Below are 20,038 nucleotides of genomic sequence, written 5' to 3'. Positions count from 1 at the left end.
CTAACTCAAATGTTCTCCACCATCAACAGGAATAACTGTTCCTGTAATCCAAGCGGCTTCATCTTTACTTAATAAATAAACAGCGTTAGCTACATCTTCTGGTAAGGTTAATCGCTTATTTGGATTTCTTATTAAACTGTGCTCTATAATTTTTTCACTTCCGGCAATCATTCGTAATGACGCTGTATCTGTTACACCTGCTTGGATGCAATTGGCTTTTATGCCGAATGGCGCAAACTCTAAAGCAATGTTTCTGGTAATGGCTTCTAAGGTCACTTTTGCTGCCGAAACTGCCGCATAATTTTGCCATGCTTTGCTATTGCCTTCGCTAGTAAAACTTATAATTCTGGTGTCTTCAGCAAATAAATTCGCATCAAAAAGTGCTTTAGTCCAATCGTATAAACTAATGCCCATCGCATTAATGGTCAAAGCAAAATCGTCGTGTTTTAAAACGGGTTTATCTTTTGAAACCATCGGTTTTAAATTGCCTTTTGCAACGCTATGTACAAGGGTTTTAATCTTATGTTGACTTCCAAATTCAGATTTTAAAGCTTCGATTACAGCGGTTCTTTTTTCGGGTTTAAACGCATCTGTGTTGAAGGATTTAAAAGAAACGCCTTGTTGCTTTATCGTTTCAAATTCAGCTTGTATTTCGTCCTCTTGCATACGCGGATTCCGATGAACGATGCAAATGTTCATGCCGTGTTTGGCTAACTTTTTTGCTGTTGCTAAACCTAAGCCTGAGCTTCCGCCAAGGATTAATGCCCATTGGTTTTTATTTTGAAATTCCTTTGTCATTTACTTTTCAATTTATGAGATGCTGAAAGAACACTTCGACTGCGCTCAGTGTGACAGTTCAGCATGACAAAATAAATTTTGTCACCATTCTAATAAAATACGTTGTGCAGAAAAACCAGGCCCAAAACTAAGCATGACGCCTTTATCGCCTTTTGGTAAATCTCTGTCCATAAAACGCTCCAACACATACAAAACGGTAGCACTACTCATGTTGCCGTAAAGTCGTAACACTTCTTTGGTGTCGTCTATATTTTTACCTAACGCACCGAATAATTCTTCAACAGTTTGCACTATTTTTTTTCCACCTGGATGAAATACCAAATGGTCGATGTCTTCAATTTTTAAATTGTTTTTTTCTAAAAATGGATGAATAATCTTCGGGAAATGGTCTGCAATCGTTTGCGGTACTGATTGGTCCAACACCATTTGCAAACCTGTGTTTCTTAATTTAAAACCCATCATATGATTCGCATCATAAAAATGATACATAGCTTCGTCTTTAATTTCTGGTCCTTTTTCATCTTCGTAAGATGATAAAATTACACTGGCACATCCATCACCAAAAATAGCTGCACTGACAATGTTTACCATGGAATAATCCTCTAGCTGAAAAGTGGCTGTTGGCGACTCAACCGCAATCACAGCAGCGCGTTTGTTGGGGTTGGCTTTAAGAAAATTCTTCGCATATATAATTCCCGAAACTCCTGCCGCACAACCCATTTCGGTTACAGGTAAGCGTACGACGTCTTGTTTCATCCTAAGACTATTAATCAAATACGCATCGAGAGACGGAATCATGATCCCAGTACAACTTACGGTGATGATATAGTCGATGTCAGTAGCTTTTAAACTCGCTTTATCTAAGGCTTTTACCAAGCTTTTTTCAGCCAATTTTATGCTTTCTCGGATATAAATGTCGTTTTTTTCTTCGAAAGACGTATTAAGAAATACCTCTTCTGGTCCCATTATGGAATAGCGTTTGTCAACCGCAGCATTTTCAAAAATCTTAAGGACTTTTCGTTTAAAACGCTCGTCTTGCCCATCGAGCCACAGCTCGACAAAAGGCAGAATGTCTTTAGTTTCTCTTGTATTTTCTGGCAACTGTTTTGCCACTGATGTTATGCGTACCGCCATAATTATTTCCTGCATAAGCAGGAATCTTATTAATTATTATTTCTTTTACTTTAAAAAAACACCCCTAAAGTCCCCTCAAGGAGACAATTTCATTTCTGATTAAAAATAAGCCATTGGTAACGGAATGCCCATTTCCAACGGATTTCTGATTTGAGGTTTAATTTTTTTGTTAGGTTTTCTAAGTCTTTTCTTTTGAAGGCTCTTAAAATTGAAGTTAGCCCATCTTCAACTATCATTTGGTTAGAAATTACCAAACTTAACAACTTGAACAAACCGTAAGCCATTTCACTTCTGTGCAAATCGTTAATTACTAACCCTAATCTTGCTTTGCCCGATAATTGCTTCAATAACACTTCTAATTCTTCGGTTTTAAAATGGTGTAAAAACAAGGTTGCTAGAGCGATATCGTAATCTAAGTTTTTAAATTCTTTTGAAAAAATATCATGGTTTTCGAATGTGATTTCGGGATAATCTACCGACAATTCCGAAGCATAATCAATCGCATCTTGATTGGCATCTATACCTATTAATCGTAACTGATAACCGTTTTTTCTTCCAAAGTCGGCAACTAGCCTCAAAATATCTCCATGTCCACAGCCCAAATCAATAATAGTGTATGTTTGGTCTTTGGATTGATGTTTTAACAATTGTGAAACACCATCTAAAGTCACTCGATTGCCTCCTAACCATTTGTTTATTTTTCCTAGCTTGTCTAAAGTGTCGCGCAGTAGGTCGCCTTTCATGGAAAAGTCGTCCATAATTTCAGTTTTATTGCTGCGGTATGTGGTGTTTATAAACAATACTTTCAATTAATTAGTTCTCGACTGCGCTCGAACGGACAGACTTTTTTTTGACTTCGACTCTACTCAGTCATCCATCAATCTTGTTTTTCGTGACTTCGAGAACCTCAGCCACCAGATTTACTTTAAACTTTCATAGGCTTGCCATGTGTCATTTTAATAATTTGCGGTACCAAAAATGGAAACCACCTTAACAGTACCAAAAGCTTTGGCGCTAACCAATTTTGCCGAAATAAATACGCGATTGTATGTCCCGCTTTTAATCTTAAACTAAAGGTTTTTTTCCAGCATTTGGCGTAAGCATTTTCAAAACTTGCTCGACTGTCGAATTTTCCTTCAAGATAATCAATTATTAGCTCAGATGCTATTTGTGCGCTACGAATCGCCATTCCCATGCCATTGCCACATAAGGGATGAATCATTCCGGCGGTATCGCCACACATAATCATATGATTTTCAACCGGATTTTTAGTTTCAAACGAAATCTGACTAATGGTTAAAGGTTTTTCAAACTCTGGTTTTGAATTTTGAAACATTTGTTTTAAAACTTCATTTTTAAACAATACCTCGTCCTGGAACGCCTTAATATCTTTAAACTTCTTAAAAGCTTCAAAATTAGTGATGTAACACAAATTAATATAGTCGTTTTCTACTTTAGATACACCGCAATAACCACCTTTAAAGTTATGAAGTGCTACTTTTTCCTCAGGAAATTCCCCAGATACATGAATTTTCACACCCAAATAAGGCGATTTTTTTTGAATGAATTTTCGTTGAAATTTTACATCGAGATTTGAGCGTTTTCCAAAGGCACCTATGACAATTTTAGACTGAATTATTTGATTTTCTTTTGTTTCAACTTGAAAAATATCGTTATTAAAATCAACATCTTCTACAATATCCTGAAGCACTTCAACACCGTTTTTTAAAGCCAATTGGTACAACTGAAAATCCATTTCGTAACGACTCATCCCAAAACCACCAAGTGGCAACTTGGCTGTTATTTTTTTGTTGTTATGGGTCGTTAATTCAAATTCCGAAATGCGTTTTGCGCCAAATTCAAAAGGATTAAAGCCTAAAAAGTTGAGATATGGTAACACTTCGTTAGACACATATTCACCACACACTTTATGCTTTGGGTAGCTGTTTTTTTCGATAAGTAAAACCTTAAATTTTTTTTTAGAAAGATGAATAGCGCTGGTGAGTCCAGCTAAACCGCCACCAATAATTATAATGTCCTTTGAGGTTTTAGTCATTTCGTTTTTCTATATGAACAACTGAGACTTTAACGGTTTTACTCATCACCAGACTACCGCCGCCAACATTGAAATCTCTACGGTTGATTTCAAAATAAGCAGTTATTTTTCTGGAATCTTTTGTGATTATTGTTTTTACTGGAAAGTTGATTTGCTTGGTCTTATCTTTAATTTTAAGAATCGCTTTTACGTTATAATTACCTTCCGATTTTTTAGAAATCTCCTTACTTTCTAAAAATATTTTAGGGTAATTTTTAGTGTAGAAATAGTCTTCTTCCAAAAGGTGTTCGTCTCGACTTTCTATGCCTGTCTCTATAGAATTTACTGTGATTTCGCCACTAAAATTTTTAAGATTATTGGATGCGTCGAACTTTGTGGTGATTGAGAATTTTTTAAAAAATCCATCAACGTTAATACCTAAGTTTCTAATTTCAAAATCTATGCTTGAGTTTTGCGAAAATCCAATAAAAGAGAACCAAAGGAAAAACGTAATGAACAATCGATTTCTCATAACTAATTTTTAGTGTGAAGTTATGACAATATTCTAAAGGCTCATAAGAGAAAAACGACAAATTAATGTACATAGCAGAAACAGTCCGTTTTTATAACGGCCTTTTTCCTAGATAATCTCTGTAATTGTGAACTGTTGCGTCCTAAACTGAACGCTGTCGCCAACTTGCTTGGAAAGAAGTAGTTGACCTATAGGTGTCGCTGGGGAAATGGCGAAAAACAACTCGTTATTGAGCTTAATTTCGCCAACGCTAACAGCAATAAAATAGTTTGCTGAAGACGTTTTGACTATACTGCCTAAAGCTACTTTAGTGTGTATTTGTTTTGGATTGATTTTATGAAGAAGCTCTTGTTGTTTTTGAAGTTCTGCCAATTGCTGCCCTGCTTTCTCTCGTTCTAATTGCAACATAGCTCTTCCCGTTTCGTGCTTGTCGCCTGCTGTACTTTTTGTTTCGGATTGCAATGCGCTTTGAATGTCTGCAATTTTATTCTTGATGACTTCTAAGCGTGCGCCAAGTTGTGTTTGGCATTGGTTGTAAAGGTTTTGTTTTAGGTTCTCGTTCATCTTTATCTATATGTCTAGTTGAGCGCAGTTGAAACCTTTTTGACATTGGATTAAATAGTTCTCGACTGCGCTCGAACTGACAAAAATTATAATAAATCTGCTAAATCTTTACCAATTATACTTCCAATAGCAACTCCCATTCCACCAAGCCTTACACCGCAAAATACATTATTACTTAGTTGTTTTACGATTGGCTTTTTCTGGGTACCAACGCCCATGATGCCCGACCAATAATGGCCAATCTTTAAATCTTTGTTTGGTAAAATAGTTGTTTTTAGAAGTTCTTCTAGTTTGTTTTTTACCAATTGAGTTTGTCCAAATTCTGAAGTTTCTTCAGTTTTAAAATCGAGGTTTCGACCGCCACCGAAAAGAATGCGATTGTCTATATTTCTGAAATAGTAGTAGCCTTTATCAAGATGAAACGTGCCTTTGATTTCTAAGTTTTCTATTGACTCTGTGATAAGAACTTGAGCTCGTGCAGGCTTCACGTTTTCATCAATTAATTTTGAAGCGAAACCATTTGTAGCTATTAGTAGTTTTTGAGTTGAAAATTCAAAATGATTAGTTTTTATTTTTACTGAATTTGCATCTTCTGAAAACGATAAAACTTCAGTAGAATTAATAATTTTGATATCTTTTTGATGCGCTTTTTGAAGTAGCGCTGCCATCATTTTACCCGTATCTATTTGCCCCTCGAACTGATTAAAACCAAACGTGTCTTGAACATTTTTAAATCCGAATTGATTATCCTTAAAACTAAAAACCTCAGCATTGAAAATAGGTCTTAGTAAATCATTAATCTCATTTTTTCGACTTAAGCATTCCTCATAAAGTGCTTTGTCTTCTTTTGTAAATAATTCGTAGCCGCCAAGCTGTTGGTAATCTATGGCCTTATCTCCGAGTGTTTCTCTTAATAATTTAAGTCCGTCAACACGCTGTTTTACCAAACTAAAAACGTCGCCTTCTGAGTGTGTCTCTAAGTCTGAAATCAACTCGCTTAAACTCCCAAAACAGGCAAAGCCTGCATTTTTAGTACTTGCGCCTTGTGGTAAAATGCCTTTTTCGAGGATTAGAATATTTGCTTTAGGATGTTTTTCTCGTAACTGAAGCGCACAGCTTAGTCCAACAATACCACTACCGATGATAGTGAAATCGACGTTAGTTAACCATGATTTTATTTCCCAGTAGGATAGATTCAAAAATCTTAAATTATTAGATTACTAAGATAGCTTTACTATTCAAAATAGTTTTTTAGCATAAATTCTATAGACGCATACTTTCCTTGAATATCATTAATTTTTTTTAAAGCTTTCTCTGCTTTCCGTTTGTCTCTTGAGTAGATTCCTAGCCCAAAATCGAACGAAAATGCTAGTACATCAAATATTCTAGAATTAGAATTAGTTTCGTCTAGTGATAAATCTGGAATTTGATGAATGTGACCTAAAATAAATTTATCTTCAATATTTTTAAGTAGAAACGATTTTATCTCAGCTGAATAATTAGAAAATTCTTCAATTTCTTGAAGATTAGACTTTCTGTTTATCAAGCGTGCCGCTTGAACTTGAATATCCTTTATTTGCCTGAGTATGTTATTCTGATTAACCAGATTAATCATTCAACTTTAAAACAGCCATAAATGCTTGCTGTGGAATTTCTACATTACCCACTTGGCGCATACGTTTCTTACCTTTTTTCTGCTTTTCTAAAAGTTTACGCTTTCGCGAAATATCACCACCGTAACATTTAGCAGTTACATCTTTACGCAATGCTTTCACTGTTTCGCGAGCAATGATTTTGGCACCAATTGCGGCTTGTATTGGAATATCGAATTGTTGACGTGGAATTAATTCCTTCAACTTTTCGCACATTTTTTTACCAATATTGTGTGCGTTATCTGCGTGAATTAATGCCGAAAGTGCATCGACTGGTTGTGCATTAAGTAATACATCTAGACGTACTAATTTCGAAACTTTCATGCCTATTGGATGATAATCAAAAGAGGCATAACCTTTAGAAACAGTTTTTAATCTGTCATAAAAATCGAATACAATTTCGGCTAGTGGCATTTCAAAAATTAGTTCTACACGTTCGGTCGTCAAGTAAGTCTGATTCATAATCATTCCACGCTTTTCAATACACAAACTCATAACATTACCTACAAAATCTGATTTTGTAATAATAGTAGCTTTTATATAAGGTTCCTCTACGCGATTTACAGTAGTAACTTCTGGTAAATCACTTGGGTTGTTCACAACAAAAGGAACGTCTGGTTCTTTGTTGGTATATGCGTGATAGGACACATTTGGTACAGTTGTAATTACGGTCATATCAAACTCGCGCTCTAAACGCTCTTGGATGATTTCCATATGCAACATACCTAAGAAACCGCAACGGAAACCGAAACCTAAAGCTGCTGAGCTTTCTGGCTGAAATACCAAAGAGGCATCATTAAGTTGTAATTTTTCCATAGAGTTACGAAGCTCTTCGTAATCTTCTGTGTCTACCGGATAAATACCTGCAAAAACCATTGGTTTTACGTCCTCAAACCCTTCGACAATATTTGTGGTTGGGTTTTCAAAGTCAGTAATCGTATCACCAACTTTTACCTCTTTTGCTGTTTTTATTCCTGTTATTAAATAACCTACATCACCTGCTTTTACGCTTTGTTTTGCAACTTGCGTCAATTTTAAAGTACCTACTTCATCCGCGTAATATTCTTTATTGGTTGCGACGAATTTAATTTTTTGTCCTTTTTTAATTTCACCATTAAAGACTCTAAAGTAAGTTTCAATACCTCTAAATGTGTTGTAAACCGAGTCAAAAATTAAAGCTTGTAATGGCGCATTAGGGTCACCTTGTGGTGCGGGAATACGTTCAATAATAGCCTTAAGAATATTATCTACACCAAAGCCTGTTTTTCCACTTGCATGAATGACTTCTTCTGGGTCGCAGCCTAATAAATCTACGATATCATCTGTTACTTCTTCAGGATTTGCACTTGGCAAATCTACTTTGTTTAGTACTGGAATAATTTCTAAATCATTTTCAAGCGCTAAATATAAATTTGAAATGGTTTGTGCTTGTATACTTTGCGCTGCATCAACGATGAGTAATGCGCCTTCGCAAGCGGCGATAGAACGCGAAACTTCGTATGAAAAATCGACGTGACCTGGCGTGTCAATTAAGTTTAATACATATTGTTGACCATCAAGCGTATACTCCATTTGGATGGCGTGCGACTTAATAGTTATACCACGCTCACGCTCCAAATCCATATTGTCTAACAACTGGTTTTGTTGCTCACGAGCTGTCACCGAACCTGTATAATCTAACAACCTATCGGCTAAAGTACTTTTACCGTGGTCTATATGCGCAATGATGCAAAAATTTCTAATGTGCTTCATGTAATTTTTTCTAGTGCAATTTTTCTTTTGCAAATATAGTTGTTTTATAAACGGCTTACCTACCTAAAGTTATAAGAAAATCATCTTATGATTACGGTTTTACCTCAATTTAAAGTCAAAAACAATTTATATCTTGTGCCTTAATACAAACTAAATCAAACAATCAAATTGAAGCCCCTTTTTACTGCGCTGCTTTTGGCGTTTTGTTTTTTCGTTTTTTCTCAAGAAATTTCTTTGAAAGGAACTGTTGTTGACGAAAATAAGCAACCTTTGTCTTATGTGAATGTTTTGGTTTTAAATGCCGAAGACGAATCCTTTATGAAAGGAACCAGTACCGATGATAATGGCGTGTTTGAATTAAGTAATCTAACTGCTGGAGATTATATTTTAAAAGTAAGTTTTATTGGGTTTAAAACAGTCTCTTTGCCAATTTCAATTTCTGCAAACAAAATATTACCAAACATTATTTTGGTTGAAGATGCAGAATCTTTAGACGCCGTAACAGTAACGGCAAAACGCCCAACCATTACTCGTAAACCAGACCGCTTAACTTTTAATATTGAAAATACGGCTTTGACTGAAGGTACAACACTTCAGGTTTTAAAAAGCACGCCAGGCGTTATTGTTTCCGAAGGCAGTATAAATATTAAAAGTACGCCTGCAACGATTTTTATTAATAATCGTCGTATGCAATTAACGTCTGACGAGTTAATTCAGCTTTTAGAAAGCGCACCAGCAAATAGCATAAAGTCTATTGATGTAATCACAAATCCGCCTGCTAGCTATGATGCTGATAGCGGTTCTGTAATTAATATCATAATGAGCAAAAACTTAGTGACTGGATACCGTGGAAGTGTTTCTGCCAATTACACTCAAGGTGTTTTTCCGAGGTATAATGCGTCTACGAGTCATTATTTTAAGAACAATAAAATCAATTTTAACCTCAATTACAGTTACACAGCAAATAAAATTAATAGAGACGAAGATAATGCCATTGATTATTTGGACAATGCTGGAAATATTGACCAAATCTGGAACTCTAGCATCAACCGAAACACAAAATCCGAAACGCATAACCTTAATCTTAATTTTGATTATTTTGTGTCGGACAAAACAACGATAAGCTTAACATCAACGGCGCTTTACACGCCATATTTTAATTATCAGATAAGTAATAATACGGTAATTAATGACGCGAATTCTAGCTTTTTAGATGCTTTTTTAGCAGAAAATTTATCACGTGATGATAAATATAATATTGGTACAGACGCTACTTTAAGAACGGAATTCACTAATGGAAGCAGCCTTTCATTCAACGGTCATTTTACGACGTATAATTATGAAAGAAACCAAAGTGTAAATCAGAATTTTCAAGTGAGTATTACACAAGATTCTGAATTTAGAACACTTGCAGACCAAGACACTAAAATTTACACAGGAAAAGCTGATTATAGTTTGCCAATTAACGACAGTTCTTCTTTTGATGCTGGCGCAAAATTCTCGAATATTAATACTGAAAGTGCTATTAATAAGTTCGATATTAATAACGGTACAGAAACGTTAGACACAGCAAATAGTAATGCTTTTGATTATGACGAAAAAGTATTTGCAGCTTATGCCAATTATAGCAAATCTTGGGAAAAGTGGGATATTGTTTTAGGTATGCGAATAGAACAAACCAATGTTGAAGGCTTTTCAGCCACATTAAACCAAACAAATACGCAAGATTATTTTGAGTGGTTTCCTAATGCAAGCATTTCTCATAATTTCTCAGATAATTTTAGTCTATATGGAAACTATAAGCGAAGCATAACGCGTCCGAATTATACTAATTTAAACCCGTTTACATTTTTTATAAACGAAAACACTACGGTTGAAGGAAATCCTGCTTTACAACCTACATTTCAAGACCATTTCGTAGTTGGAACCAATTTTTTAGAGCATTTTACAGTTGAAGCGTATTACATCAATTACAATGGTGCCATTAGTGAAATACCACGACAAGACAACACAAATAATATCTTAAGCTACACACCAGTAAATTTAGATAAAACAGTAGACTTTGGATTCGATTTTGCTTTTGATGTCAACCCAACAAAAACGTGGAATCTCTATTTTGTAACCTCGTTTTACAACATAACAGAAGAAAATGGCTTTGGTACAGATAGAATAGAACTGGACCAGTGGTCTAACTACAGTGTTTTAGCAAATAATTTTTCATTATTAAAAGATAATAGTTTGAATGTAAGTTTTAATCTCACTTATGTAGGAAAAAATCTTCAAGGTCTTCAGATTGTTGAAGACCGATTGGTTTCAGATTTAAGTATTACCAAGAGTGTTTTTAATAAAAAAGGGGTTATATCACTTTCTGTTGAAGATTTATTTAACGAGCAAGATTACCGTTTTGGAACAAGGTATCTTAACCAATCTAGTAGACAGTTTACCGATGCCGACAATCGTTTTGTAAAACTAGGTTTTCGTTATAAATTTGGTAATACAAAATTAAGTACTAATGAGCGTACTACGGAAGCTGAAGAGCGTGATAGGATTGAGGATTTGGATTAAAAAAGCCCATCCTAAATCCTTCCCAAAGGGAAGGACTTTTTAATCCTGCCACTCGGCAATAAACAAATTAGTATCGCGTCCGCCACCGTTATTTCTGTTACTTGAAAATGCTAAATATTTACCATCATTAGAAAATACCGGGAATGCGTCAAACGTTTCGCCATGTGTGATGCGCTTTAGGTTTTTTCCGTCAGTATCAATCATGTACAAGTTAAAAGGAAACCCGCGTTCTGCTTCAAAATTAGAAGAAAATAACACCTTATCACCACTTGGTAAAAAGAATGGACTCCAATTGGCATTTCCTAAATCTGTAAGTTGACGTAGATTGCTGCCGTCAGCATTGCAGATATACAATTCCATTTCGGTTGGCTCAACTAAACCTTCGGCCAATAACTCCTTATATTCTTTAATTTCCTGCTCAGTTTTAGGACGTGACGAACGGAAAATTAACTGGCTTCCGTCTGGTGAGAAGAATGCGCCACCATCGTAACCCAATTCGTTTGTAATTTGTTTTACATCTGTTCCATCTATATTCATGGTATACAATTCTAAATCGCCACTTCGGGTTGATGTAAATACAATTTTATCTCCCTTTGGAGAAACTGTTGGCTCAGCATCGTAGCCAATTTCGTTAGTTAATTGCTTTACAATATTGCCTTCTAAATCTGCAACAAAAATATCGTAGCTGTCGTAGATTGGCCAGATGTATTTTCCGTTTTTACGTAATGGTGTATCAGGACATTCATCTTGTTTTAAGTGCGTCGACGCATAAATGATATGTTTATTATCTGGTAGAAAATAAGCGCAAGTTGTTCGGCCTTTACCAGTGCTAATCATTGGAGGTACTTTGTCTTTAAACGTTTCATCAGCATTCATTAAAAACATTTGGTCGCAGCCTACATTCCAAGCGGCATTGTTAGATTGAAACACGAGTTGTTTATCATCAAAACTCCAATACGCTTCGGCATTATCACCGCCAAAAGTGACTTGTCTTATAGATTTAAAATGCACTTCTTCCGGATAGATTAACGGGTCATTTCCTGCAACCAATTTTTTCTCTGCTGGCTTTGTTTCCGTTTTATTGACTTCATTTTTACAAGAAAAAATCGAAAAACAAATTAAAAGAATAACACCTAATCGCTTCATAACTATAATTTTTAATGCCTAATTTTGTTATTCCTATGCATTAAGCTTCGGAATTTTGAGACAAAAATAAGATAAACCAATGAAAAAGATTGCCTTATTATTTATAGTATTATTTCTATTTGCCTGCAAAAACGAACCAAAACAAGCTGAAAACAAAATAAAAGACGATGTTACTTTTTTAGCCGATGATAAGCTCGAAGGGCGACAAACTGGCACTCCAGGAGAAAAAGCGGCTTCAGATTATATTTCTGAACGCTTTAAAGATATTGGGCTATTGCCAAAAGGAACTGAGGGTTTTATCCAATCGTTTAGTTTTAAACCAAAAACGGACCCGCACAAAGAAGTTGAATTTACAACCAACGCAGATAGCACAATTACGGGCAGAAACGTCATTGGCTTTATAGATAATAATGCAGAAAACAACATTGTAATTGGCGCACATTACGACCATTTAGGCTTTGGTGGCGAGGGTTCACTTTATCGCGAAAAAGACAAAGCCGTACACAATGGTGCAGATGATAATGCCAGTGGTGTTGCGGTTATGCTGAATTTGGCCGACCGTTTAAAATTGCGAAACGAAACTGCTGAAACAAAAGACAACAATAACTATTTATTTATGGCATTTTCGGGGGAAGAAATGGGCTTATTAGGCTCTAATTACTTCTCTAAAAACCCAACAATTGATACCAAATCCATTAACTACATGATTAATATGGATATGGTTGGGCGAATGAAAGCCGATAGTACATTAGCCGTCTATGGTGTTGGTACGTCTCCGATGTTTAAACAAACTTTAAAAGCAAATAACGAAAAGTTTAAATTGGTAGAAAACGAAAGTGGTGTTGGCCCAAGTGACCACACAAGTTTTTACTTGATTGATATTCCAGTACTACATTTTTTCACGGGTCAGCATGAAGATTACCACAAACCAGGCGATGATTCTGAAAAACTAAATTACGGTGGGATGAATCTCATTTCGGACTACATCTTTACCATCATCACTGATTTAAATGATAACGGAAAACTCGCCTTCCGTAAAACAAAAAACGAAAGCGAAGAAGTACCACGTTTTAAAGTTGGTCTTGGCGTTGTACCAGATTATCTGTTCGACGGAAAAGGTATGCGCATTGATGGCACTCGCGAGGACACACCTGCATCTAATGCTGGACTACAAAAAGGCGATATTGTTATAAAACTTGGTGATGCAGACGTAACAGATATGATGAGTTATATGAAGGCGCTTTCTACTTTTGAAAAAGGTGACGAAACTTCGATTAGTGTGAAGCGAGGCGAAGATATTATTGAGACTACCGTGAAGTTTTGAAAAAGAAGCCTATCCTAAATCCTTCCCAAAGGGAAGGACTTTTACTCATCCGGCTTAACTATGACTAAAAGAGAAATCGTTATCAAAATTCATTTGGTAATATCTGTTATTATCGTTTTTCCCGTAGCTATTAGTTATGGCTTTTTTCCAGATTTGGAATTCGAATTATTTCCAAAAACCATTGATGAGCATAATTTCTACAAGGCTATTATGGGATTGTATATAGCGTTTTCTATTATTTGGATATTGGGAATATTTAAAGCTAATTATCAAAAAACAGCTTTGATAACCAACGTTGTATTTATGCTCGGTTTGGGTTTTGGTAGAATTACAAGTATGCTTGTTGATGGCTTACCAACACAAGGTTACGTTATTGGTACTTTTTTAGAATTGTTTCTAGGGTGCTACGGAATTTGGGTTTTAGTATCCCAACATCAACGTACCGCAAATACCAAGACTAATGAGTAAGTAAAGCCCCGCTAAAATAAAAAGAATCTTAGCTGTCTTTTTATTATTCTTATAAAGAGCAAAACCTATAATAGCTAAAAGAATAGCTGGTCCAAACATTATGGCTAGTATCAAAATGACTAAGCCGTCTAAATTTCCTGGTTCTATTAATAGTTTCATAATAATCTCTTAAAATACAAAAGCTCCGCAAATACCAAATCCAATAATTGAATAAATCAATGCGAAAACCCAGATTTTCTTTCCTAATTTATCATTCTTATTATAAACTATTATTCCTGTAAGCGCCAACAATAAGGGAATTATAATTGAAATAAAGAATAGTAATAACCACGGAAACCGCATAGTTTATAATATTTCGTTTCTAAGTTCTTCTAATCGTGCTTTTTTATCGTCTCGGTAAAATAAATTCATGGTTTCAAACGGGATAATTTTATTGTCCTTATCTACAATATGTACGCATGATTTCTTTATCGCTCGTACATCAAAATTATAAGCATCTATAAACTGCATGATTATTACCCTAAACAAATTATCATAGCCCAAATTTGGTGCATCAATATTTGGTAAGCAACACATTATTGATTTTAAGTTTTCTTCTGCAACTTCAACAGAATTTCCTGTGCTAAACAATTCAATCATTTTTCCATGAAGCTGTTCGTCTTGCTCATAAATAATCGTGTTTTTGCTATTATCTAATAAGTCAGCAGGATTAATATACCGCGTCAATGGAAAAACCTCTCCATCTAATTTAAGAGCGTAACCCATAACCAAAGCATCCGGATTACATGGGACCGGCAACAAGTCGTCTGGATTAAAAATAGGGGTTTGCTCCATTATTTTTCGTCGCACTTCGGTTAAAGTCATTCTGTCCGTTTCAGGATTAAAATTTTCTAACCGACCTGCAATTTGCGTTGGTTGCAAAGTCACGCCACGAACGCATTTTTGCTTTAAGGCGTAATCTATTATTTTTCCTATTTCATGGTCATTTAATCCTTTTTGAAGCGTTACCACCAAAGTGGTTGAAAGATTAAGTTTGTTTAAATTTTTGAGCGCTTGTTTCCGAATATCATTTAAATCTGCACCACGCAATTCTTGTAAAACTGAATTTTCAAACGAATCGAATTGTAAATAAATTTCAAAATCTGGAGCGTAAGTTTTTAGCTTTTCAGCGAAAGCGAAATCCTTGGCGATTTTAATCCCGTTGGTATTTAACATTAAATGCCGAATTGGCAACGATTTTGCATAATCCATAATCTTCCAAAACTGCGGATGTATTGTAGGCTCACCACCAGAAATTTGCACCACATCTGGCTCTTTTTCATTTTTAACAATGGTGTCTAGCATCGTTTTTACCTCTTCCAAAGTTCGATGTCTTCCGTAAGTTGGCGAAGAACCTGCATAACAGGTTGGGCAAGTTAAGTTGCACCTATCCGTAACCTCAACAACCGTTAAGCAGCTATGTTGCTCGTGGTCGGGACATAAGCCACAATCATACGGACAACCATAATGTGTTTTGGTGTTAAAAGTATATGGCGTTTCGCTGGGTTTATTATAATTTCTTATGTTTTTATAATACGCTATATCATCAGCAATAAGCACCTTAGAACTACCATGCTCATTACAAAGTTTCAGCATGTAAACGTTCTCGTTTTCAAAAACAATCTTTGCATCAACACGCCTTAAACATTCGGGGCAAAGACTCAAGGTAAAATCGTAATAGGTATATTTTCTAACGGGCATACTTTAGTTTCTGAAAGATAAATTTGTAATAATACAACAAACAAATTAGACATAATATTTGGATTGTGCTCAGCCCAAGAACATAAAATACATTAGGTTTTAAAAACTCTATAAAAAATCGAAAACCAAAGTAAAACAACATAAAAAGCTTAAAAAGCTCACCGTTTTTTAATGAATAGTTATTCAGAATGTATTTTAAACTGAAAAATAGAATGACTAAAAACACAAGTTCGTAAAGTGATGTAGGATGCCGTTGTAAGCCATCTCCCAAATCCATTCCTGTAAAAAAAGAGGTCTGTTTGCCGTAGGTAAACTCTTTAACTCCCGATAAAAAGCAGCCAATACGTCCAATAAAGATTCCAAGAATAATCGGAAAGACAAACAAATCGCCAGAGAATTGCTTTTCTCCAATAATTTTTTTGGCCAATTCTACACCAAGTAGTCCTCCAAATAAACCACCCATTATGGTTTTTGTGTTTAATAGCTGAATAAGGTTCTGCTCCGTAAATTCTACAAAAGGATTTTCTAAAACGCCCACCAGCCTAGAGCCTATTAAGGCGCCCAACGTTGCACCGAGAATGATTGACAAACGATTATTGGAGTTAATATGGTCAGTCTCCTTTCGTCTTAAAATTATGTAATACCGAAACGCTAAAAAGAACGCTAAATATTCAAGGATTAGATGAATATTTATGGTCGTATTAAAAAGTTCTGGCTCGAATGGTATTTGCAAATTAACGTTGTTGTATAGAATTGATAATTAACATGGCGTCGTTTTTATATTTTTCAAATATGTCTTTTCTAGCCTGATACATAATTGAAGTAACAAACTCGTCGCTGAAATTAAAATATTCTACTCTAGTGGATATTTCATCAGACATAACAAATACTATTTCTGATGTAATTTTGTATTGATACTTAGCATTGTCCTTTATTTCAGTTATTCTAAATGATTTACTTTTTATATGGTGGTCAGGTGTTTCAGCGTATTGTTTGAGATAACTTACGATATCGGTTTTACCAATAAACTTCTTTATTTTACTATTTATAATATACACGAAAGCTGCTCTTTTTTTAATCAACTCCTTTTCTTTCGGAAGCAATTGAAACCCAAATGGATTTTTTTGAATCTTCCAAGCTTTAGGATAATTTAATTTATAAGCTCCAAATTTATAAGTCTTCAAATTTTTATTCTGCGACTCCGCAAAACTGAAACAAAAACAAAAGACAACTATGTATAAAGTCGATTTCATAAGTCTAATTTATTAGTTTCCTTTTCAATTACCTAAAAAACGCTAATTTTGCATCCAAATTCGCCATAACTTTAGTGACGGCGAAACAAATTAATTGCGTTTGGTAAAAATTGGCGACATAGAATTAGGTGAATTTCCTCTGCTTTTAGCTCCGATGGAAGACGTAAGCGACCCACCATTTCGGGCACTCTGCAAAGAGCAAGGCGCCGATGTGGTTTATACCGAATTTGTAAGTAGCGAAGGCTTAATTCGTAATGCTGCAAAAAGCGTTATGAAACTCGACATCTACGAAAAAGAGCGACCGGTTGGCATTCAGATTTTTGGTGCTAATATGGAGAGTATGCTCCAAACCATTGATATTGTTGAGAAATCCAAGCCAGACATTATAGATATTAATTTTGGTTGCCCTGTAAAAAAAGTGGTGAGCAAAGGTGCTGGTGCTGGCATTCTTAAGGATGTTTGCCTAATGGAAAAGCTCACTGCCGAAATGGTAAAACGCACCAATTTGCCAGTAACTGTTAAGACACGTTTAGGTTGGGACCACGACTCTATAAAAATTGTCGAAGTGGCCGAACGCCTCCAAGACGTTGGCATAAAATCTATTGCGATTCACGGACGTACACGCGCGCAAATGTATAAAGGTAATGCCGATTGGAAACCTATTGCCGACGTAAAAAACAATCCTCGAATGCACATCCCAGTATTTGGAAATGGTGATGTAAACACTCCAGAAATGGCTGTGAAAATGCGAGACGAATATGGCTTAGACGGTGCTATGATTGGTCGTGCTACAATTGGCAATCCTTGGTTTTTTAAGCAAGTAAAGCACTTTTTTAAAACAGGAGAGCATCTAGCTCCTATTTCTTTAGCAGAACGTGTTGAAGCTGCGCGTCGTCACCTGCAAATGTCCATAGATTGGAAAGGCGAAAAGCTTGGTGTTTTTGAAACTCGACGCCACTACACCAACTACTTTAAAGGTATCCCTAACTTTAAAGAATACCGCATGAAAATGGTAACTAGCGACGACTCAAAAGATGTGTTTGCTGCTTTTGATGAAGTTCTTGAAAAATTTGGAGATTATCAGTTTTCTTAGATTTTCAATTTAATTTTATGGCAAGCCACGCAAAGCGTGACCGCACTATCCACTCATAGTTTTGTAAAATCGTACTTTGAAATTTCACTAAAGCTAACTGCTACTGTCGCTCTTACACTTATTTAAATTAACTCTTCTGTTTTTTTAGCTTATTAAAAAAGTAATTTACAGCAATTGATATTTTATATCTTGATTCGCCCGCGAGAAGGATTGAAGCATTGTTGGAGCTCCTCGAAGAGAGCGACTGCGGAAAGCCTGGTACGCCAAAAAGCGTACTCGCCCAAATACCCTTAAACTGTTTTTATAAGATTTTTTGTGATGCGTTGCGAGGCAAGTTTTGAAGCGATGATTCCCAAACCAAAAATAGTTATCATAACGATAATAATGTCTCGTAGCTGTAAACTTACTGGATACGGAAAATTTGGCGTGAGCATAAGCCACTCAAAGTATATTTGCGAATAGATGACGGAGAGACCGATGGTAATACCAACAATACCGCTTAAAACAGTCATTAGTGTGCCTTGTAAAAAGAAAATTCGTTTTATCATTTTGGGTTCGGCGCCGAGGTTAAATAAGGTATTAAGGGATTTTTTTCGGTCGAGAATCATCATGATAATTGCGCCAATAACATTGAAAAGCGCAATGATAATGACGAGCGTAAAAATGAGATAGACAGCAAGATTTTCGGTATTGAGCATTTTAAACAGTGCGTCGTTGAGTTGCTCTCTGTTTTTTATGATAAATCGGTTGGGAAACTTGGTTTTAATTTGTTGAGTTACTTGGGCCTCGTTTGCGTTGTCTAAAAGTTTTAGTTCTAGTGCCGAAAATTGGTTTTGCTTATAATTGAGTAATCTACGAGCCAAGTCTATATCTGAAAAAATATACTCGTTGTTAAGTTTTTCGTTAATATTAAACAGACCAATATTGTTTACTATTTCGGAATTAAAATAACTACGTATGCTACTACCTTGACCTTTTCCTGGTTTTGGTACATAAATGGTTAATGGTTTATAATAGTTGAAAATACCGAAGGATAAATTATTTGAAATTCCCCAACCTGATACCACGTCATTGCTGCCTACGTTAAACCATGTGCCTTGTGACACCATGCTGTCTATTTGTGTTACAATTTGATAATTTTCATCAACGCCTTTTAATGTGGCTAGAAGATTTTTGTTTTCTGATTTAATGACAATACGTTCTTCAATTATTTTTGACGTAACATTGATTCCTTCAATAGAATTTAGAGTTTTTAAATCGTTGTCTAAAAACATGAAAGATTTGCCCTCTATGGGCAATAATTTTAAATCTGGGTCTGTGTAGTTGGAGAAATCAAGACTGTATTCTTTTAGTCCTGCGAAAATAGAAAGTACAATTAACAATGCTGCAGATGCTACAATAACGCCTCCAGAAGCAATGTAGCTCATAATATTTATAGCGTTATTACTACTTTTTGAAAAAAGATACCGCTTTGCGATGTAAAAGGATGTGTTCATATTTACAATCTCTCGATAAAATTAGGGATAAAAGATTGTATCTACTAAAATTTAGCAAAGGCTTACGACTTTTTTCTTCGGCCTAATAAATCTTGGTCTTTAATAGGATTTTCTTCGCCTTTAAGAGATTTTTCGATATTGTCAATATATTCTAATGAGTCATCTACAAAAAACTGTAGTGTTGGCATCCGTCGTAATTGGTGACGTGTACGTTGTGCTAACTCGTGGCGAATTAAAGGCGTGTTAGACCTAATACCTTTAAGTAATTCTTCGGCCTCTTTGTTTGGAAAAATACTGAGGTAGACTTTGGCAATAGATAAGTCTACTGTAACATTGACTTTAGATACGGAGATGAGAATGCCTTTTAAACCACCATCGGAAGCGGCACGTTGTAAAACATCAACTAAATCTTGCTGAAGAATTCCTGCTATTTTTTTTTGTCTATTGCTTTCCATTTTGCAAAAGTAGAAGTTATTTAAGTATTAT

General features: G+C 35.4%; 19 protein-coding genes. 4 read left to right on the top strand and 15 right to left on the bottom strand.

The window, feature by feature from the left end; genetic code table 11:
• From ACFQ1Q_RS05260 to lepA, 9 genes are all read right to left on the bottom strand, one after another.
• The gene (locus tag ACFQ1Q_RS05260) at positions 1 to 798 is read right to left on the bottom strand and encodes an enoyl-ACP reductase FabI (RefSeq protein ID WP_386128701.1); all 798 of its coding nucleotides are present in this window, start codon (positions 796 to 798) and stop codon (positions 1 to 3) included.
• Between the two features lie 81 nt (positions 799 to 879).
• Positions 880 to 1,932, bottom strand: a complete 1,053-nt coding sequence (locus ACFQ1Q_RS05255; RefSeq protein ID WP_386128699.1) for a type III polyketide synthase — start codon at positions 1,930 to 1,932, stop codon at positions 880 to 882.
• An 89-nt stretch (positions 1,933 to 2,021) separates the two neighbouring features.
• Positions 2,022 to 2,690: a methyltransferase domain-containing protein gene (locus tag ACFQ1Q_RS05250; protein WP_386128697.1), complete on the bottom strand. Its 669-nt coding sequence runs from the start codon at positions 2,688 to 2,690 to the stop codon at positions 2,022 to 2,024.
• Between the two features lie 167 nt (positions 2,691 to 2,857).
• On the bottom strand, positions 2,858 to 3,988 hold the full coding sequence (locus ACFQ1Q_RS05245) for an NAD(P)/FAD-dependent oxidoreductase (RefSeq protein ID WP_386128695.1): 1,131 nt from the start codon (positions 3,986 to 3,988) through the stop codon (positions 2,858 to 2,860).
• Positions 3,981 to 4,499 (bottom strand): YceI family protein, encoded by a 519-nt coding sequence (locus tag ACFQ1Q_RS05240; protein WP_386128693.1) that lies wholly within the window; start codon positions 4,497 to 4,499, stop codon positions 3,981 to 3,983. The genes ACFQ1Q_RS05245 and ACFQ1Q_RS05240 overlap by 8 nt, the downstream gene beginning before the upstream one ends.
• Before the next feature lie 108 nt (positions 4,500 to 4,607).
• Entirely contained in the window at positions 4,608 to 5,063 is a 456-nt protein-coding gene (locus ACFQ1Q_RS05235) for a 3-oxoacyl-ACP synthase (protein ID WP_386128691.1), read from the bottom strand.
• A gap of 86 nt (positions 5,064 to 5,149) precedes the next feature.
• Positions 5,150 to 6,262, bottom strand: coding sequence for an NAD(P)/FAD-dependent oxidoreductase (locus ACFQ1Q_RS05230; protein ID WP_386128689.1), 1,113 nt, complete (start codon positions 6,260 to 6,262; stop codon positions 5,150 to 5,152).
• Between the two features lie 35 nt (positions 6,263 to 6,297).
• Positions 6,298 to 6,678, bottom strand: coding sequence for a hypothetical protein (locus tag ACFQ1Q_RS05225; protein ID WP_386128687.1), 381 nt, complete (start codon positions 6,676 to 6,678; stop codon positions 6,298 to 6,300).
• Positions 6,671 to 8,467, bottom strand: coding sequence for a translation elongation factor 4 (gene lepA, locus ACFQ1Q_RS05220; RefSeq protein WP_386128685.1), 1,797 nt, complete (start codon positions 8,465 to 8,467; stop codon positions 6,671 to 6,673). The genes ACFQ1Q_RS05225 and lepA overlap by 8 nt, the downstream gene beginning before the upstream one ends.
• A 168-nt stretch (positions 8,468 to 8,635) precedes the next feature.
• Here lepA and ACFQ1Q_RS05215 point away from each other — a divergent pair, with 168 nt between their 5' ends.
• Entirely contained in the window at positions 8,636 to 11,032 is a 2,397-nt protein-coding gene (locus tag ACFQ1Q_RS05215; RefSeq protein ID WP_386128682.1) for a TonB-dependent receptor domain-containing protein, read from the top strand.
• 39 nt (positions 11,033 to 11,071) lie between these two features.
• Here ACFQ1Q_RS05215 and ACFQ1Q_RS05210 read toward each other — a convergent pair whose 3' ends face one another.
• Positions 11,072 to 12,178 carry a TolB family protein gene (locus tag ACFQ1Q_RS05210; protein ID WP_386128680.1) on the bottom strand — a complete coding sequence of 369 codons (1,107 nt, stop codon included), beginning with the start codon at positions 12,176 to 12,178 and terminating at the stop codon, positions 11,072 to 11,074.
• 79 nt (positions 12,179 to 12,257) lie between these two features.
• On the opposite strand from ACFQ1Q_RS05210, the gene ACFQ1Q_RS05205 reads away from it, so the two are divergent.
• Both ACFQ1Q_RS05205 and ACFQ1Q_RS05200 read left to right on the top strand, forming a co-directional pair.
• Positions 12,258 to 13,502 carry a M28 family peptidase gene (locus tag ACFQ1Q_RS05205; protein ID WP_386128678.1) on the top strand — a complete coding sequence of 415 codons (1,245 nt, stop codon included), beginning with the start codon at positions 12,258 to 12,260 and terminating at the stop codon, positions 13,500 to 13,502.
• 60 nt (positions 13,503 to 13,562) lie between these two features.
• Positions 13,563 to 13,970, top strand: coding sequence for a DUF4345 domain-containing protein (locus ACFQ1Q_RS05200; RefSeq protein WP_386128676.1), 408 nt, complete (start codon positions 13,563 to 13,565; stop codon positions 13,968 to 13,970).
• 345 nt (positions 13,971 to 14,315) lie between these two features.
• Here ACFQ1Q_RS05200 and ACFQ1Q_RS05195 read toward each other — a convergent pair whose 3' ends face one another.
• The 3 genes from ACFQ1Q_RS05195 to ACFQ1Q_RS05185 are packed head-to-tail and all read right to left on the bottom strand — an operon-like array spanning position 14,316 to position 16,894.
• Entirely contained in the window at positions 14,316 to 15,710 is a 1,395-nt protein-coding gene (locus ACFQ1Q_RS05195; protein ID WP_386128674.1) for a radical SAM protein, read from the bottom strand.
• Positions 15,700 to 16,443, bottom strand: coding sequence for a prolipoprotein diacylglyceryl transferase (locus tag ACFQ1Q_RS05190; protein ID WP_386128672.1), 744 nt, complete (start codon positions 16,441 to 16,443; stop codon positions 15,700 to 15,702). The genes ACFQ1Q_RS05195 and ACFQ1Q_RS05190 overlap by 11 nt, the downstream gene beginning before the upstream one ends.
• Before the next feature lies 1 nt (position 16,444).
• Positions 16,445 to 16,894 carry a hypothetical protein gene (locus ACFQ1Q_RS05185; RefSeq protein ID WP_386128670.1) on the bottom strand — a complete coding sequence of 150 codons (450 nt, stop codon included), beginning with the start codon at positions 16,892 to 16,894 and terminating at the stop codon, positions 16,445 to 16,447.
• Positions 16,895 to 17,063: 169 nt separating this feature from the next.
• On the opposite strand from ACFQ1Q_RS05185, the gene dusB reads away from it, so the two are divergent.
• Positions 17,064 to 18,056, top strand: coding sequence for a tRNA dihydrouridine synthase DusB (dusB, locus tag ACFQ1Q_RS05180; protein ID WP_386130170.1), 993 nt, complete (start codon positions 17,064 to 17,066; stop codon positions 18,054 to 18,056).
• Between the two features lie 290 nt (positions 18,057 to 18,346).
• On the opposite strand, the gene ACFQ1Q_RS05175 is transcribed toward dusB, so the two are convergent.
• A complete protein-coding gene (locus tag ACFQ1Q_RS05175; RefSeq protein WP_386128668.1) occupies positions 18,347 to 19,552 on the bottom strand; it encodes an ABC transporter permease in 1,206 nt (401 codons plus the stop codon).
• A 62-nt stretch (positions 19,553 to 19,614) separates the two neighbouring features.
• Positions 19,615 to 20,007 carry a 30S ribosome-binding factor RbfA gene (gene rbfA / locus ACFQ1Q_RS05170; protein ID WP_386128666.1) on the bottom strand — a complete coding sequence of 131 codons (393 nt, stop codon included), beginning with the start codon at positions 20,005 to 20,007 and terminating at the stop codon, positions 19,615 to 19,617.
• Between the last annotated feature and the right edge of the window lie 31 nt (positions 20,008 to 20,038).

Origin of the sequence: Winogradskyella litorisediminis, from assembly GCF_042675765.1 — a bacterium.
Classification (GTDB): Bacteria; Bacteroidota; Bacteroidia; order Flavobacteriales; family Flavobacteriaceae; genus Winogradskyella; species Winogradskyella litorisediminis.
This window is presented reverse-complemented; position numbering and strand designations above follow the sequence as displayed.

What these genes read in the sequence shown, in the direction of transcription:
- ACFQ1Q_RS05260 (WP_386128701.1), bottom strand. Translation starts at nt 798, where the DNA reads ATGACAAAGGAATTTCAAAATAAAAACCAATGGGCATTAATCCTTGGC.
- ACFQ1Q_RS05255 (WP_386128699.1), bottom strand. Translation starts at nt 1,932, where the DNA reads ATGGCGGTACGCATAACATCAGTGGCAAAACAGTTGCCAGAAAATACA.
- ACFQ1Q_RS05250 (WP_386128697.1), bottom strand. Translation starts at nt 2,690, where the DNA reads ATGGACGACTTTTCCATGAAAGGCGACCTACTGCGCGACACTTTAGAC.
- ACFQ1Q_RS05245 (WP_386128695.1), bottom strand. Translation starts at nt 3,988, where the DNA reads ATGACTAAAACCTCAAAGGACATTATAATTATTGGTGGCGGTTTAGCT.
- ACFQ1Q_RS05240 (WP_386128693.1), bottom strand. Translation starts at nt 4,499, where the DNA reads ATGAGAAATCGATTGTTCATTACGTTTTTCCTTTGGTTCTCTTTTATT.
- ACFQ1Q_RS05235 (WP_386128691.1), bottom strand. Translation starts at nt 5,063, where the DNA reads ATGAACGAGAACCTAAAACAAAACCTTTACAACCAATGCCAAACACAA.
- ACFQ1Q_RS05225 (WP_386128687.1), bottom strand. Translation starts at nt 6,678, where the DNA reads ATGATTAATCTGGTTAATCAGAATAACATACTCAGGCAAATAAAGGAT.
- lepA (WP_386128685.1), bottom strand. Translation starts at nt 8,467, where the DNA reads ATGAAGCACATTAGAAATTTTTGCATCATTGCGCATATAGACCACGGT.
- ACFQ1Q_RS05210 (WP_386128680.1), bottom strand. Translation starts at nt 12,178, where the DNA reads ATGAAGCGATTAGGTGTTATTCTTTTAATTTGTTTTTCGATTTTTTCT.
- ACFQ1Q_RS05205 (WP_386128678.1), top strand. Translation starts at nt 12,258, where the DNA reads ATGAAAAAGATTGCCTTATTATTTATAGTATTATTTCTATTTGCCTGC.
- ACFQ1Q_RS05200 (WP_386128676.1), top strand. Translation starts at nt 13,563, where the DNA reads ATGACTAAAAGAGAAATCGTTATCAAAATTCATTTGGTAATATCTGTT.
- ACFQ1Q_RS05195 (WP_386128674.1), bottom strand. Translation starts at nt 15,710, where the DNA reads ATGCCCGTTAGAAAATATACCTATTACGATTTTACCTTGAGTCTTTGC.
- ACFQ1Q_RS05175 (WP_386128668.1), bottom strand. Translation starts at nt 19,552, where the DNA reads ATGAACACATCCTTTTACATCGCAAAGCGGTATCTTTTTTCAAAAAGT.
- rbfA (WP_386128666.1), bottom strand. Translation starts at nt 20,007, where the DNA reads ATGGAAAGCAATAGACAAAAAAAAATAGCAGGAATTCTTCAGCAAGAT.